At 36.4% G+C, this 14,647-nt stretch carries 13 protein-coding genes and 1 pseudogene; 4 read left to right on the plus strand and 10 right to left on the minus strand.

All coding sequences use genetic code 11. From position 1 onward, the window contains the following. A pseudogene (locus tag ACEYOS_RS14435) lies at positions 1–560 on the minus strand (cyanophycin synthetase); the annotation flags it as partial. Positions 561–757: 197 nt separating this feature from the next. Here ACEYOS_RS14435 and ACEYOS_RS14440 point away from each other — a divergent pair. The 3 genes from ACEYOS_RS14440 to ACEYOS_RS14450 all read left to right on the plus strand — a co-directional run bounded on the left by ACEYOS_RS14440 (position 758) and on the right by ACEYOS_RS14450 (position 2,760). Further along, complete coding sequence (locus ACEYOS_RS14440; protein WP_373709311.1) at positions 758–1,657, plus strand: cyanophycinase; 900 nt, start codon at positions 758–760, stop codon at positions 1,655–1,657. An 8-nt stretch (positions 1,658–1,665) separates the two neighbouring features. Further along, entirely contained in the window at positions 1,666–2,508 is an 843-nt protein-coding gene (locus tag ACEYOS_RS14445; protein ID WP_373709310.1) for an isoaspartyl peptidase/L-asparaginase, read from the plus strand. Between the two features lie 69 nt (positions 2,509–2,577). Then, a complete protein-coding gene (locus ACEYOS_RS14450) occupies positions 2,578–2,760 on the plus strand; it encodes a hypothetical protein (RefSeq protein ID WP_373709309.1) in 183 nt (60 codons plus the stop codon). Between the two features lie 94 nt (positions 2,761–2,854). Here ACEYOS_RS14450 and ACEYOS_RS14455 read toward each other — a convergent pair whose 3' ends face one another. Further along, complete coding sequence (locus ACEYOS_RS14455; RefSeq protein WP_373709308.1) at positions 2,855–3,877, minus strand: 3-oxoacyl-ACP synthase III family protein; 1,023 nt, start codon at positions 3,875–3,877, stop codon at positions 2,855–2,857. A 271-nt stretch (positions 3,878–4,148) separates the two neighbouring features. Between ACEYOS_RS14455 and ACEYOS_RS14460 the strand changes: the two genes are divergently transcribed. Then, positions 4,149–5,051 (plus strand): CorA family divalent cation transporter, encoded by a 903-nt coding sequence (locus ACEYOS_RS14460; protein ID WP_373709307.1) that lies wholly within the window; start codon positions 4,149–4,151, stop codon positions 5,049–5,051. A gap of 151 nt (positions 5,052–5,202) precedes the next feature. Here ACEYOS_RS14460 and ACEYOS_RS14465 read toward each other — a convergent pair whose 3' ends face one another. The 8 genes from ACEYOS_RS14465 to pdhA form a co-directional block, all read right to left on the minus strand. After that, the gene (locus ACEYOS_RS14465; protein WP_373709306.1) at positions 5,203–7,935 is read right to left on the minus strand and encodes a sodium-translocating pyrophosphatase; all 2,733 of its coding nucleotides are present in this window, start codon (positions 7,933–7,935) and stop codon (positions 5,203–5,205) included. A 159-nt stretch (positions 7,936–8,094) separates the two neighbouring features. Continuing rightward, entirely contained in the window at positions 8,095–8,706 is a 612-nt protein-coding gene (locus ACEYOS_RS14470; protein WP_373709305.1) for an inorganic pyrophosphatase, read from the minus strand. 14 nt (positions 8,707–8,720) lie between these two features. After that, positions 8,721–9,230, minus strand: a complete 510-nt coding sequence (locus ACEYOS_RS14475; protein WP_373709304.1) for a hypothetical protein — start codon at positions 9,228–9,230, stop codon at positions 8,721–8,723. A gap of 9 nt (positions 9,231–9,239) precedes the next feature. Further along, complete coding sequence (locus tag ACEYOS_RS14480; protein ID WP_373709303.1) at positions 9,240–10,157, minus strand: hypothetical protein; 918 nt, start codon at positions 10,155–10,157, stop codon at positions 9,240–9,242. Next, on the minus strand, positions 10,154–10,831 hold the full coding sequence (gene radC / locus ACEYOS_RS14485; protein WP_373709302.1) for a DNA repair protein RadC: 678 nt from the start codon (positions 10,829–10,831) through the stop codon (positions 10,154–10,156). Before radC ends, ACEYOS_RS14480 begins: the two co-directional genes overlap by 4 nt. 65 nt (positions 10,832–10,896) lie before the next feature. Beyond that, positions 10,897–11,571 carry an ABC transporter ATP-binding protein gene (locus ACEYOS_RS14490; RefSeq protein ID WP_373709301.1) on the minus strand — a complete coding sequence of 225 codons (675 nt, stop codon included), beginning with the start codon at positions 11,569–11,571 and terminating at the stop codon, positions 10,897–10,899. Positions 11,572–11,776: 205 nt separating this feature from the next. Continuing rightward, on the minus strand, positions 11,777–13,453 hold the full coding sequence (locus ACEYOS_RS14495; protein ID WP_373709300.1) for a 2-oxo acid dehydrogenase subunit E2: 1,677 nt from the start codon (positions 13,451–13,453) through the stop codon (positions 11,777–11,779). Between the two features lie 75 nt (positions 13,454–13,528). Next, a complete protein-coding gene (pdhA, locus tag ACEYOS_RS14500) occupies positions 13,529–14,533 on the minus strand; it encodes a pyruvate dehydrogenase (acetyl-transferring) E1 component subunit alpha (RefSeq protein WP_373709299.1) in 1,005 nt (334 codons plus the stop codon). Between the last annotated feature and the right edge of the window lie 114 nt (positions 14,534–14,647).

The following is a 14,647-nucleotide window of genomic DNA, read 5'->3' on the forward strand; positions in this document are numbered from 1 at the left end:
ACCAGTGAATTTCTTCCCAATCTAATCCAAGGGATATTTCTAGCAACCGCTTCCTGAACAATGCTTCCAGTAGATGGTCCTAATCTTTCACGCTCGCGCGTTTCTTTTAAATTTCTGATGCAATCTACAAGACTGTAATCACGAGCTTCGATTAAACATCTGGCGATCTCTACCGATTGCTCGGCCGCGTAAATTCCAGAATTTTCCTCTAAATAACTAAAGACCACATTATAGACACCAGGAGTTTTTGTTTCCCGTGTTCTACCAAAACCAGTATCCATTCCGGCTAAAGTTTGAATTTCTAAAGCGATATGTTCAATAACATGACCCATCCAAGTTCCCATTTCGACCCTTTGGAAAAAACCACCTTCTACACCTTCCGAACAACGGTGTGTAATTAGTGATGGCATTAATAATTGTAATCTATCTCTAAAACCGTCAATTTTATTCGTTGGGTAATCCTCCAATTCCTCGAGGTCCAAACGCATTTGAATGAGTTTTTTTCTTTTGATGCTCCAAATATTCGGGCCACGCAAAACTTGTATTTTATCAATTTTCATAGGTAATTGAGGTCTTTTTTTAGTCGGTAAATTTTATTTGATTATCAAAGATAAACGAAAACCTTAATAATTAAGAAAAAATAATAAAAATTAGCGGTATTTTTTCGGTTGATCACTCATAGACAATATGGACTCTTAATGAAGATGAATCGTTTTTTATAGAAGTAGCAAAAAATATTTTTTTAAATTTGCAAGCTATGAAAGCAGTTGGAAAATTAATGATTATTGGTGGCGCAGTTAACAAAGGTAGTTTTGCGGAAACCGATTATGATCAAAATATAGAGAAAAATCTGAATTTTTTTGAACGGGGAATTTTAAGAAAAATTATTGATGAATCCCGTTTGAAAGAAGATTCGGTGATCGAAATTATTACCACCGCTTCTCAGATTCCACAAATTGTAGGACCTGAATACAAGAAAGCATTCGAATTTCTGGGCGCTAAGCATGTCAATATTTTAGACATCACCAATCGCGAACAAGGCAATAGTGATGAAATTACTGCTCGTGCATCTGCGGCAGATGTAGTTATGTTTACGGGTGGTGATCAACTTCGCTTGACTTCAATCTTGGGTGGAACAAGATTTCACGATATCATTCTACAAAAATACCGAGAAGAAAATTTTATTTATGCCGGAACATCTGCTGGCGCGGCTGCTGCTTCTGAAAATATGATTTATCAAGGTTCAAGCAGTGAGGCTCTTCTAAAAGGAGAAATAAAAACAACGCAAGGTTTAGGTTTCATAGAAAACGTAATTGTAGACACCCACTTTGTTCAGCGCGGAAGAATCGGAAGGTTATTTCAAGCGGTTGTAAATAATCCCCGAACTTTAGGAATCGGCTTAGGTGAAGATACCGGACTTTTTATTGATAATGATATTATGACCGCGATTGGATCTGGTTTGGTTATTCTGGTTGATGGCCGTTTTATAAAAGATACTAATTTAACCAACATCGAATTAGGCAAACCAATTTCTATCGATAATTTAATCGTTCACGTCCTATCACAAAATGACTTTTACAATTTAAAAGAAAAGGATTTAACCATCGTTAACTCGCAATACAGTCCTATTCCGCAGGCTCAACAAAATAAATTTTAGTATTAAAAATGAAAATAATCATTCACGGTGGATTTTTCTCCGAAAGCGACCAAAGTCACGACGTAAAAATTGCCAAGCAAAATTCATTAAAAGAAATAGCAAAAACATCTTTTGAATTTTTAGAAAATCATTCTGCGGAAGAAACTGTAGTTCATGCGGTTAAATTGTTAGAGGATGATTTGCTCTACAACGCTGGAATGGGTTCGCAAATTCAAAGCGACGGAAAAATAAGAATGAGTGCTTCTTTAATGAATGGAAAAACTCAGAAATTTTCTGGCGTCATCAATATTGAAAATGTAAAAAATCCTATTGAAGTCGCTCAAGTCTTAATGAAAGAAGATGATCGGGTTCTGGGCGGAAATGGCGCAAAGAAATATGCTACCGAAAATGATTTTGAAGATTTCTCTACTGAAATTCCACAACGAAGAAAAGAATACGAAGCGAAATTAAAAAATGGTGGAAAAGGAACGGTTGGTTGTGTGGCTTTAGATAGCGAAGGTCGACTTGCTGCAGCAACTTCCACGGGTGGAAAAGGCTTTGAACTGGTGGGAAGAATTTCTGATTCTGCCACAGTTGCTGGAAATTTCGCTAATGAATACTGTGCCGTAAGTTGTACGGGAGTTGGTGAAGATATCGTGAGTAACGCGACTGCAGCTAAAATAGTGATCAGAGTAACCGACGGTTTCTCGTTAAATGACGCAATAGAAAAAACCTTTACAGAATTAAAAGAAATTGATGGATTTGCAGGAGCAATTGCGATCGATAAAAATGGAAATCTCGCCCATCAAGACTCTCATCCGACCATGGTTTTTGCCAGTTATGACGGAACAGATTTCGAGGTATTTGAATAAACTGCAAAAATAAATTGTAGCGCTTGCACACTATTTGCTTTTATCGTTTTTAACATTAAAAAAAATAAGATGAAAAAGTTATTTGCTCTAGCCGTTTTAGGAACCTTATGTTTCGCAAGTTGCGCCCAAAAAGAAGAGAAAAGAGAAGAATACAAAGATGAACACAGTGTCAGCGAAAAGCGAAATGCAGGTATTGATTCTGCTGCTTTTAATGATGAAGGTCAAGTGAAAGATTCTCTTTCTGTACAATAAAAAAAATGCGTCGATTGACGCATTTTTTTTTTATATTTAATTGAATTCTTTTGGAGAAATTGTAGAAGCAAAAGATTCATCATTAAAAAACATTTTAATAATTAAATAAAACAGAACCCCAAGTAAATCCACTACCAAAAGCGGAAAGAAGAACTAAATCACCTCGTTTAATTTTACCATTTTCAATAGCTTCGCTTAAGGCTAAAGGAATTGAAGCTGCAGTGGTATTTCCAAAGCGTTGGATATTATTATAAACCTTCTCATCGGGCAAACCGAAACGACTTTGCACAAACTGTGCAATTCTTAAATTCGCCTGGTGCGGAATAAACATATCCAAATCTTCGGGCTTTTTACCCGCTTTTTCTAATGCTTCCATCATGGTTTCCGGAAATCTGGTCACGGCATGTTTGAAAACAAAGTTTCCATTCATGATTGGATAGATTTCTGCATCGGTTACGCTTTCTGGTTCCAGACGCATTCTATCGCTCCAACCAAATTTAGAGCCTGGGAATTTGGTGCATAATTCTTCAGCGTGTTTTCCTTCTGAGTGCATGTTGGTTGCTAAAATATCACCAGCATTTTCATCCTCTGTTGCTGATAAAATGATCGCTCCGGCTCCATCTCCAAAAATAACGGAAACACCACGTCCGGCATCTGAGAAGTCTAATCCAAATGAATGAATTTCGGCGCCCACAACCAAAATATTTTTATACTGACCCGCTTTAATGAAAGCATTGGCAACGCTCATCGCATAAACAAATCCTGAACATTGGTTTCTCACATCTAACGCTCCTACAGTTTCGCAACCCAACATTTCCTGTAACAAAACTCCACAACCTGGGAAATAGTAATCAGGGGAAAGTGTTGCAAATACGATGTAGTCAATATCTTTTCCGGTCATTCCAGCCATTTTTAAAGCAGATTCGGCTGCTTTAAATCCAAGATACGCTGTGGTTTCTTCTGAATCGTTTCTGTTCTTTCGGTGATGACGTTCTCTGATGCCTGTTCTCTCTGTAATCCACTCGTCGTTGGTGGTCATCAGTTTAGACAAATCATCGTTGGTGACAATATTTTCGGGCACGTAATGGCCAACTCCTTTGATATAACTTTTAAGCATGTAATTTGTAATTTAAACAAAGATAAATTTTATTCGACACATAGGAAGTAATGTATTTAAGCAATTTTGTTAAAGTTTTCTTCCATTAATTCACGAATTAGTTTTAAAACAGCAATTTTAAAAGGTATCATTTGAAATTATATTATAGAAATAATAAACAGGTATTTCAATAATTAATTGATGAATTCGTCGCCATTAGCAAAGCAATAAAATTAATGTGTTTCTTACTCTTTTATATATTTGAATGTTAATTATAACTTAAATTTGCGGAATGCCTATTGAAATTATTTATAAAAATGACCATTGCGAATGGATTGATGTAGAAAGTCCAAGTGAAGAAGATTTGGCTTTTTTGCATCAGCGGTACGATATCAATTCTCTTCTTTTAGAAGACACGATTGACGCAAATCACCTGCCGAAATATGAGCAAGACGGGAATGTTAATTTTTTCCTGATGCGCGAGAATACCCAATTAGAGCGGTCAAATTTAAATACAATAAGCGATATTTCTACCAAACTCGGCATTTTCTTAATTGACAATGTGATCATTACCATTCACCGATTAAAAAACCGAAGCATCTACGAATTCAAAAAAGAGATTCTACTTCCCACTAATACAGAAATCAGCCGCGATCAAATTGCTTTAAATTTAGCCTTGAAAGTAATGAAATCTTATGATGACGAATCTCAAAATTTGTTAGAAATAATGGATCAGATCGAAAGTGAAATTTTCTTGAAAACAACCAATCACTCTAATCATATCCGAAGATTGTATCGACTAAAAAGAAAATCCGGTTTGAACACCAGAATTCTCAATATTTCTACGGTTTGGGTTGACAAGTTTAAATTGCTTACGCTAGAAGACACTGCAGTGACGGATTTGAAAGATAAACACAAAGATGTAATCGCAGATTTTGAACATCTGAACACGCAGGTTGCGAGTTTAATTTCAATGTTTCTAGCCATGAGTGATCAAAAGGCGAATCAGGTTATGAAAGTCCTTGCAATTTATTCGATGTACTTTTTCCCGATCACCTTTATCGCTGGAATTTATGGAATGAATTTCGTCTTTATGCCGGAACTTAATTTGAAATACGGGTATTATATTACGCTTGGTTTAATGGCGATTATTTCTTCAATTACTTTCTTGTATGTAAGGAAAAAAGGTTGGTAATTGTCACAGATGATAGACCGCTTCGCTTTGAGAAAATAGATGATAGACCATAAGTTGGAAATTAAAAAGATCATTTAAAAAATAAAATTCTGCAACAAAAAAATCCCAACCTTTCAGTTGGGATTTACTATTTTTAAAAACCTTCTTCGATTTAAAAGTTTAAAACACGAACATCAATTCTTCTGTTTTGTGCTTTACATTCGTCGGTATCATTAGCTTCACAAACAGGAAACTGAGAACCGTAACCTTCTGCTTCTACTCTATCAGCAGCAATTCCCATTTCCAGCAATTTTAGTTTTGCAGCCTGAGCACGTAAGTTAGAAAGTTTTAGATTACCTTCTTCACTTCCAGTATTATCGGTATAACCACCTAATTTTACTTTTGAATTTGGATAGGCATTTAAGATTTCAGCTAAGTTATTAAGTTGATCTTCAGAACCTGGTTTTAAATCGCTGCTACCAGTTTGAAAATAAAGATTTTCAAGCGTGTACCACTGGTTTTTATCCAGAACTTTTGCATCTTCTAATTTCAGTCCATTGTATAAAGCATACAACTGGCTGTTTTCACCAAGTGCGATTGATTTGTTGCTCAGTTTAATTTCCTGAATATTTCCAGTGTCATAAACAAAGTCACCATCTGAATTCAGCATTCCTTTCACTACCGGAACTGGAACAAATACATTTCCACCTTCAACGGAAGTTGTTGATGTAGTGATTCCTGTCATTTTCTGTAAAGATTCTAATTTCTCTCTTCTATTTTGATCAATTTTATCTTTATGCATCACCGCTAAAGTTGGTGCAATTACCAAAGAAATAATCGACATTAATTTAATTAAAATATTCATCGATGGTCCAGACGTGTCCTTGAATGGATCTCCAACCGTATCACCGGTAACTGATGCTTTGTGCGCTTCAGAACCTTTGTAATGCATCTCACCATTGATTTCAACTCCTTGTTCAAAAGATTTTTTAGCGTTATCCCAAGCACCTCCAGCGTTGTTTTGGAAGATTCCCATTAACACTCCAGATACCGTAGCACCTGCTAAAAATCCTCCTAATACTTCTGGTCCAAAAATGAATCCCATGATTAATGGAGATATCAGAGCAATTGCTCCAGGAAGCATCATTTTTTTAAGCGATGCATCTGTAGAGATCGCTACACATTTTTCGTATTCAGGAACCGCTTTTCCTTCTAAGATTCCAGGAATCTCACGGAACTGTCGGCGAACTTCTTCTACCATCGCCATCGCTGCAGTACCTACCGCTCTGATCGCTAATGAAGAGAAGATAAATGGAATCATCGCTCCAATAAATAATCCTGCCAATACATCGGCTCTGTAAATGTCGATTCCATCAATACCTGCAATTCCCACAAAAGCTGCAAATAATGCCAAGGCTGTTAAAGCTGCAGAAGCAATTGCAAAACCTTTTCCGGTAGCTGCTGTTGTATTTCCTACGGCATCAAGAACATCTGTTCTCTCACGAACTTCTTTTGGTAATTCACTCATTTCTGCAATTCCACCAGCGTTATCAGCAATCGGTCCGAAAGCATCAATCGCTAACTGCATTGCAGTAGTTGCCATCATTCCTGCTGCAGCGATCGCTACCCCATAAAGTCCTGCACAAAAATAAGAACCATAAATACCACCTGCCAAAACAATAATTGGTAACATGGTCGATTCCATTCCAACTGCAAGTCCACCAATAATATTGGTTGCGTGACCTGTAGATGATTGTTTAATAATACTTTTTACTGGTTTTTTACCCATCGCTGTGTAGTATTCAGTGATGATACTCATTAAAGTTCCAACCACTAAACCTACGATGATTGCTCCAAAAACACCCATTTTTGTAAACTCGTGACCTCTTAAGACCATGGTTTCTGGCATTAGATAGTTTACTAAGAAATATGAAGAAATCGCCGTTAAGACAATACTTCCCCAGTTTCCTAGGTTCAACGCATTTTGTACGGGAGCAATATCTAAACTTGTAGTTTCACCAATTTTTACAAATAAAGTTCCAATCATGGAATAGATAATTCCTGTTCCTGCGATTAACATTGGTAAAAGAATCGGAGCAAAACCTCCAAAAGCATCGATAGATAAAGTTTCTCTACCTAAAACCATTGTTGCTAAAACGGTTGCTACATAAGATCCAAATAAATCGGCACCCATTCCCGCAACATCTCCAACGTTATCTCCAACATTATCAGCAATCGTCGCTGGGTTTCTTGGATCATCTTCAGGAATTCCTGCTTCTACTTTACCAACTAAGTCAGCACCAACGTCAGCTGCTTTGGTATAAATACCACCACCAACTCTGGCGAAAAGGGCAATAGATTCAGCACCTAAAGAGAATCCAGTAAGAATCTCAATGGTTCTTTCCATTTCATGAGAATCAACTCCCGCACCTGGCGCAAAAATTTGTTTAATGATGATATACAATCCACCTAAACCTAAAACTGCTAAACCAGCCACACCCATTCCCATTACGGAACCTCCAGTAAAAGAAACTTTCAATGCTTTTGACAATGAAGTTTTCGCTGCTTCTGCTGTTCTAACGTTAGATTTGGTCGCAATCTTCATTCCGATAAATCCTGCAAGCGCAGAAAGTATCGCACCCAGAACGAATGAAATACCGATACTCCAGTGAGAATTAGCACTTGATCCACCCATTATCGCTAATAAAATTGCAACGACCACCACGAAGTAGCCCATCACCTTGTACTCTGCTTTTAAGAAAGCCATCGCACCATCTGAAATATAACCGCTAATTTCTTTCATGCGGTCATTACCTGCATTTTGTTTACTCACCCAAGAGCTTTGAACAAAAGTGTAGATTAGAGCAATAATACCAAAGATTGGTACTAAATAAAATAAATCCATAAACTACTTTTTAATGTTAATTTTAATAATGTTAAATTTTTGTTAATTAAAACGAAAATCGAAAATACGTCTTTTTTTTAAGCTTTAACTATTTTTTAACAAAAAAAAATAGACAAATGAAAACATTTGTCTAGTAGGAATTAAAATATGCTAATCGGCCTATCCGCCAAATTTATTAGCGTAATCAGTCTGTGATGCTTTGATTACTTTTTTAGCATGCTCGGCGCCATAAACTTCATGAATGGTACATTTTGCTGGTTCATCCGGAAGATTTTTGTAAGTAAGGAAATAGTGCATCAAACGTTTTACTTCCGCTTGTGGTAATTCGGTAATATCTCTGAAATGTCCAAAAGCGTGATCGCCTTTCATCACTGCAACAATCTTGTCATCAGCTTCTCCTTTATCGATCATCTTAAAACCACCGATGGGTAAAGCTTCCATAATCATTCCTCCGGATTGAATATTGTGAGAACTCAATACGCAAATGTCCAACGGATCTAAATCGCCGGTATCAACATTTTCTGCTCCACTCTCGATCGCTAATCTTAAAACTTCGTCATGACAATAAGTTCTTGGAATAAATCCGTACAAAGCCGGAATAATATTCGAGAATTGTTGTGGTCTATCAACCTTTAAATAACCACTCTGTTTATCGATTTCATATTTAATAGTATCACTTGGTACAATTTCCACAAAGACATTGACAACATCTGGTGCTTCATCTCCTACTGGAATCCCGTGCCACGGATGTGCTTTAAAATTAGGTATCATTATTTTATTTTATTTTAATTTATAATTAAGTTTTCTTTTCTAAGATCTTCAATGCAAGCTGAAATATGATCTTGCTCGTTGATGTAATTCATTAAAAAAACGGTTTTGAAATCTTGTAATGTGCTCTCATTACTCAAATTTTCGTACGTTTTATGCAGCAGATGCAAAATATTATTTTTACAATTCACTACTTTATTCCAAGAGTTTTTGGTTAAATAAAGCTGTTGTGACGCATTATAATCAAACTCTTCATTGATGGTTTTTTCAATCAAAAACAGATATTCGTGTGCTGCTAAATCTTGGTCAAATTTAGTTACTAAATTCGCTGGTTTTATTCTCTCTAAAAATAGGGTAATTCTTTCGTAAGCATAAATCCTTTGCTCCGATTGTCCTTTTACGGTCATGAAATTGAGTTCCTGATTTTTGAGTTTGATATACGAGTAAACAAATTGTCTGGTATATATCAAGAAAGGAGCAGCAATCAATAACGCAAAAGCGTAGGGAAAATAAGGCGATTCTATCATTGGTTTTTTCTACGGTGCAAAATTAGTGATAATTCTGTATTTCTTCCATAAATTTTTCAATAAAGTAATCTTGTCATTGGTCAAAAGTGGATATTGGTAGGAAACAGCTCCGAAACGCTCGTTAAACTTAGCTACATTTTCCACTTCGCTACCCATAAAGTCGAAATCCTTGTCTTCAATAAAGTCTTGTAAACATTGGTCAATCATAATCGAAGGGAAATTTGGATTGATTAAAGGGTATCCATTGATAAACAAACTCAAATATCTGCGATTTTTTCCTTCAAACAAATAAACGAAAGATTGAATTTCATCTTTAAACTCAAGAATTCTAAGGTGGCCAATATTTTTTTGTAAAAGTTCTTCGAAAATTTCAAAGTATTGGTTATTGTCTTTTTCTTTATTGGTTCCTTTTATGTTTTTTAAAAAGAATTGCTTATCTCGTTCCTGCCAGGCTTTTTTTAAGCGTATATTTCCAACCAGATCACCGATGATACGTACATTCCTTCTTCGATGACTGCTGTAATTTTTTTTAGTGGTTGAATAGCTGTTCTTCTTTATTAAATAAGATGTTTTCCTTTCAACGGAATGACTAAATTGATTATCACCATTAAATGCATAAATCGAAACCAAGAAATTCTGGTTTAAAAAACCATAAAATTGTTGGTTGATTTCTGGATCTTCTTTTTTCGAAAACACGCCTAGTTGCTGACAGAGTTTTGGCATCAGAATAAAAGTCAAGCCATATTTGCGAACATATGAAACGGGCATTACCGCGTCATAATCTCCATCAACCAAAAGAAACCATTGTCGCTTAGATACGATATCCAAAAATTGCTTATCGGCGTAATCTGTATTTTGACAAGCGTTCTTTAAACATTCAGAATAACGATCAAAATCAATTTCTTCGTACTTAACTATTTTAATCATAATAAATTTTCGTCGGCAAAACTTAAGTAAGAATTTTGAGCAATAATCAAATGATCCAACAATTGGATATTCAAAATTTTTCCTGCTTCGGCAATTTGCTTGGTGATTTTTAAATCTTCTGAACTGGGTTTTAAATTTCCAGACGGATGATTGTGTGCGATGATAATTCCAGTAGCGAGATGCTCCAAGGCGGTTTTAAAAAGAATTCGTATATCAACAACCGATTGGTTGATTCCTCCAGAAGATAATTTTCCTTTTCCTAAAATGCGATTATTTTGATTGAGATAAATGGCCCAAAACTCTTCGGTTTGCAGATCGGATAAATAGGGAAGTAAAACTTTATAACTTTCCTGGCTATTGGTAATTTGCACTTTCTCCGGAACTTCTTGTGAAGCTCTTCTTCTACCAATTTCCAAAGCCACTGCAATCGAAATGGCTTTCGCCTCGCCTATTCCTTTAAATTTCATTAAATCTGAAATTTGTAAAAGCGATAGATTATGCCAGTTATTTCCGACAGAATGTAGAATTTTTCGACCTAATTCAACGGCCGATTCTTCTCGGTTTCCACTGCCCATAATTATAGCCAACAATTCCGCATCGGAAAGTGAATTTTTACCTTTTAATAAAAATTTCTCTCTCGGTCTATCGTCTTCTGCAAGAAATTTAATGGACATATTAACTGATTGTCAGAATTAACTTATAAATTTAAGAAAATTACCTGATGTACCTTCAATTAAAATTACAAGCCTTGGATTATTTGCCCGTCTTTCATCACTAACTTACGGTCAGTGGTATCTGCCAAAAGAGTGTTATGCGTAACAATCACGAATGTTTGATGATACTTATCCCGCAAATCAAAAAAGAGTTGATGCAAATCATCGGCATTTTTTGAGTCTAAATTCCCGGTTGGTTCATCCGCAAAAATAATTTTTGGTGAATTTATTAAAGCTCTTGCAACGGCGGTTCTTTGCGCTTCTCCACCCGACATTTCGTTAGGTTTGTGGTGGATTCTATGTGCGATATTCAGATCCTCAAAAAGAGAATAGGCTTTGTCAATGGATTCCTTCTCATTTTTACCTGCAATTTTGGTTGGTAAAAGAACATTTTCTAAAGCTGAAAACTCGGGTAAAAGTTGATGATACTGAAATACAAATCCGATATTTTCATTACGAAATCTTGACAATTGTCGGTCACTCATATTCACGAATGATTGTCCGGCTAATTCAAGTATGGTATTGTATTTCTTAGGATTACTTGGTTTATCTAGGGTTCCCAGAATTTGTAATAAGGTCGATTTTCCAGCGCCGGATTCGCCAACGATAGAAACTACTTCACCTTCTTTGATATGGATATCAACTCCTTTCAACACTTCTAAATCGCCGTAGGATTTATGAATATTAATCGCTTTAATCATGGTTTCAAAAATAGTGAATTTTTGCGAGTTTTTGCGCAAGGGCGAAGTGCATTGTTGGAGTTCCTTTTTGTTTTTGTAAAAAAATAAAAAGAACGACTGCACGCAGACCGACCCGAGGTGTTGCTAAAGCATTGGCGAGGGTTGCGCCCAAATAAAAATCCTTCCAAAATTAATTGAAAGGATTGGTATAATTAAAGTTAAAAACTTAGAGTAACAATGATAAAGGTTGCTCTAAATACGTTCTCAATGTCTGTAAAAATTGCGCTCCAGTAGCACCATCAACTACTCTATGGTCACATGCCAAAGAAAGTTTCATGGTATTCCCAACAACGATCTGTCCGTCTTTTACGATAGGTTTTTCAACAATCGCACCTACGGAAAGAATCGCAGAATTCGGCTGATTGATAATCGATGTAAAAGTTTCGATCCCAAACATTCCTAAGTTGGAAACTGAGAAAGTAGACCCTTCCATTTCGTTGGCTTTTAAACCTTTTGATTTCGCTCTTCCGGCCATATCTTTTACGCCTGCAGAAATTTGATTGTAATTCATTTGATCTGCATTTTTCAATACAGGAACTACCAATCCATCAGGGATTGCAACAGCAACACCAACATTGATATTTCCGTGGTGAATGATTTTATCTTCTTTCCAAGTCGAATTCACTTGCGGATGTTTTCTTAAAGCCATCGCGGTAGCTTTAATGATCATATCGTTAAATGAAATTTTGGTATCTGGCAAAGAGTTGATTTCTTTTCTCGCTTCAATCGCTTTATCCATGTTGATTTCTACGATCAAATAATAATGCGGAGCTGTAAATTTACTTTCAGCAAGACGTTTTGCAATGATATTTCTTACTTGCGAATTTGGTGTTTCAGAATCTTCACCCTGAACGAAATTCACGGCAACTTGCGCCGGAGCAGCAACTGCAGCAGGTGTAGAGACTTCTTGTTTCGCTGGTGTCGAAGCAGCAGCACTTGGCTGATAATTCTCAATATCTTTTCTTACAATTCTTCCATTTTCACCACTTCCTTTTAAAGAGTGAACATCTATTCCTTTGTCTTCAGCCATTTTTTTAGCCAAAGGAGAAATTGCCAATCTCTCGGTGGATGAATTTGCAAGAGGTTGCTCTTTTTTATTTTCTGAAGCTGAAGTGTTCTCTGAAGCAGTAACATTTTCTGAAGGTTTTTCAGCAGCAGGTTTTGAGTCTGCTTTTTTTGCGCCACCAGAAGTTAGTCCAGAAACATCAGTTCCTGCAGGTCCGATGATTGCTAAAACCGTATCCACGGGACTCGCTTCACCTTCGCCAACGCTAGTGTACAATAAAGTTCCATTTACTTCTGATTCAAAATCCTGAACGGCTTTATCGGTTTCAATTTCTGCTAAAACATCGCCTTCTTTTACCGTATCTCCAACTTTGAAATGCCATTTGGCTACTTTTCCTTCAGTCATTGTATCCGAAAGTCTCGGCATTGTAATAACTTCAACATCGGCAGGAATTTCGGCATTCTCTCCAGATTCCTTTTCTACCGGTTCAGTGGTTTCAATATCGGTCACTTTTCCTTCCGTTTTATTTTCTTCGGGAATATCAGCGTCAGCATTTTTCTCGGTAGAATCTCCACCTTTTAAGGCTGAAATGTCTTCACCTTCCTGACCGATAATTGCCAGTACAGAATCTACCGGTGATGAACCACCTTCTTCTGTACCGATGTATAATAAAGTTCCGTTAAATTCTGATTCAAAATCCTGTACGGCTTTGTCAGTTTCGATCTCGGCCAAGATATCACCTTCCTTTACTGTATCTCCTACTTTCTTGTGCCATTTCGCCACTTTACCGTCTGTCATCGTATCAGAAAGACGGGGCATTGTTATTACTTCTGCCATAATATTCTGTTATTTTTTTGATTCAATAAATGAAATCTGACTTTAATAAAAAATCAGATTTCAAATGAATTATTTTTAGTTATTTTCTAATTTATTAATGAAAGGATAATCTTCCTGAGCATAGACATAGTCATACACTTTATCCAAATCTGGGTACGGAGAATTTTCCATAAAGTCAACACATTCTTCAACGAACTCTCTTGATTTTTCTTCAATGGCTGTTAATTCGTCCGGCGTTGCCCAGTTATGATCTAAAATTCTTTGTTTTACGATTTCAATTGGATCGTCTTTTTTACGTTCGGCAACTTCATCTTTACTTCTATAAGGTTCTGCATCAGACATTGAGTGTCCTCTGTAGCGATAAGTTCTCGCTTCGATAAATGTTGGTCCGTCTCCTCTTCTTGCTCTTTCGATGGCTTCAAACGCTGCTTCAGCTACTTTTTCAGGATCCATTGCATCTACAGCAAGACAAGGCATTTCATAGCCCAACCCTAATTTATAAATATCTTCGTGGTTTGCTGTTCTTTTTACAGAAGTTCCCATTGCATATCCATTATTCTCTACAACGAAAACTACTGGAAGTTTCCAGTTCATTGCCATGTTGAAAGTTTCATGCAGAGATCCTTGTCTGGCAGCTCCATCTCCGAAGAAACAAATATTTACGGCTTTTCTGTCAAAATATTTATCACCAAAAGCAATTCCCGCTCCCAATGGAATCTGTCCTCCCACAATTCCGTGACCACCATAAAAACGGTGCTCTTTGCTGAAGATATGCATAGAACCACCCATTCCACCAGAGGTTCCGGTAGCTTTACCACACAATTCTGCAAGAATTCTTTTCGGATCTACACCCATGGCCATCGGATGAACGTGACAACGATAAGCTGTAATCATACTGTCTTTGGATAAATCCATAGCATGCGTAAAACCAGCAGGAATTGCTTCCTGACCGTTATATAAATGTAAAAATCCTCTGATTTTTTGTTTAAGATAAAGAGAACGGCATTTGTCTTCAAACCTTCTCCACATTGTCATTTCTTCATACCATTTAAGGTATACCTCTTGCGAAAATTCTTTCATGTGCTAACTTTTGCTTTTTTTTTTGAAACAACATATCATCTCTCGATTTTATGTTTGTTGGAAATATTTAGCAAAAATAACAAAAAACTTTGTCTTTATTGGTAGCATAGGAAA

Source organism: Kaistella sp. (assembly GCF_041824135.1).
GTDB lineage: Bacteria > Bacteroidota > Bacteroidia > Flavobacteriales > Weeksellaceae > Kaistella.

What these genes read in the sequence shown, in the direction of transcription:
- ACEYOS_RS14440 (WP_373709311.1), top strand. Translation starts at nt 758, where the DNA reads ATGAAAGCAGTTGGAAAATTAATGATTATTGGTGGCGCAGTTAACAAA.
- ACEYOS_RS14445 (WP_373709310.1), top strand. Translation starts at nt 1,666, where the DNA reads ATGAAAATAATCATTCACGGTGGATTTTTCTCCGAAAGCGACCAAAGT.
- ACEYOS_RS14450 (WP_373709309.1), top strand. Translation starts at nt 2,578, where the DNA reads ATGAAAAAGTTATTTGCTCTAGCCGTTTTAGGAACCTTATGTTTCGCA.
- ACEYOS_RS14455 (WP_373709308.1), bottom strand. Translation starts at nt 3,877, where the DNA reads ATGCTTAAAAGTTATATCAAAGGAGTTGGCCATTACGTGCCCGAAAAT.
- ACEYOS_RS14460 (WP_373709307.1), top strand. Translation starts at nt 4,149, where the DNA reads ATGCCTATTGAAATTATTTATAAAAATGACCATTGCGAATGGATTGAT.
- ACEYOS_RS14465 (WP_373709306.1), bottom strand. Translation starts at nt 7,935, where the DNA reads ATGGATTTATTTTATTTAGTACCAATCTTTGGTATTATTGCTCTAATC.
- ACEYOS_RS14470 (WP_373709305.1), bottom strand. Translation starts at nt 8,706, where the DNA reads ATGATACCTAATTTTAAAGCACATCCGTGGCACGGGATTCCAGTAGGA.
- ACEYOS_RS14475 (WP_373709304.1), bottom strand. Translation starts at nt 9,230, where the DNA reads ATGATAGAATCGCCTTATTTTCCCTACGCTTTTGCGTTATTGATTGCT.
- ACEYOS_RS14480 (WP_373709303.1), bottom strand. Translation starts at nt 10,157, where the DNA reads ATGATTAAAATAGTTAAGTACGAAGAAATTGATTTTGATCGTTATTCT.
- radC (WP_373709302.1), bottom strand. Translation starts at nt 10,831, where the DNA reads ATGTCCATTAAATTTCTTGCAGAAGACGATAGACCGAGAGAGAAATTT.
- ACEYOS_RS14490 (WP_373709301.1), bottom strand. Translation starts at nt 11,571, where the DNA reads ATGATTAAAGCGATTAATATTCATAAATCCTACGGCGATTTAGAAGTG.
- ACEYOS_RS14495 (WP_373709300.1), bottom strand. Translation starts at nt 13,453, where the DNA reads ATGGCAGAAGTAATAACAATGCCCCGTCTTTCTGATACGATGACAGAC.
- pdhA (WP_373709299.1), bottom strand. Translation starts at nt 14,533, where the DNA reads ATGAAAGAATTTTCGCAAGAGGTATACCTTAAATGGTATGAAGAAATG.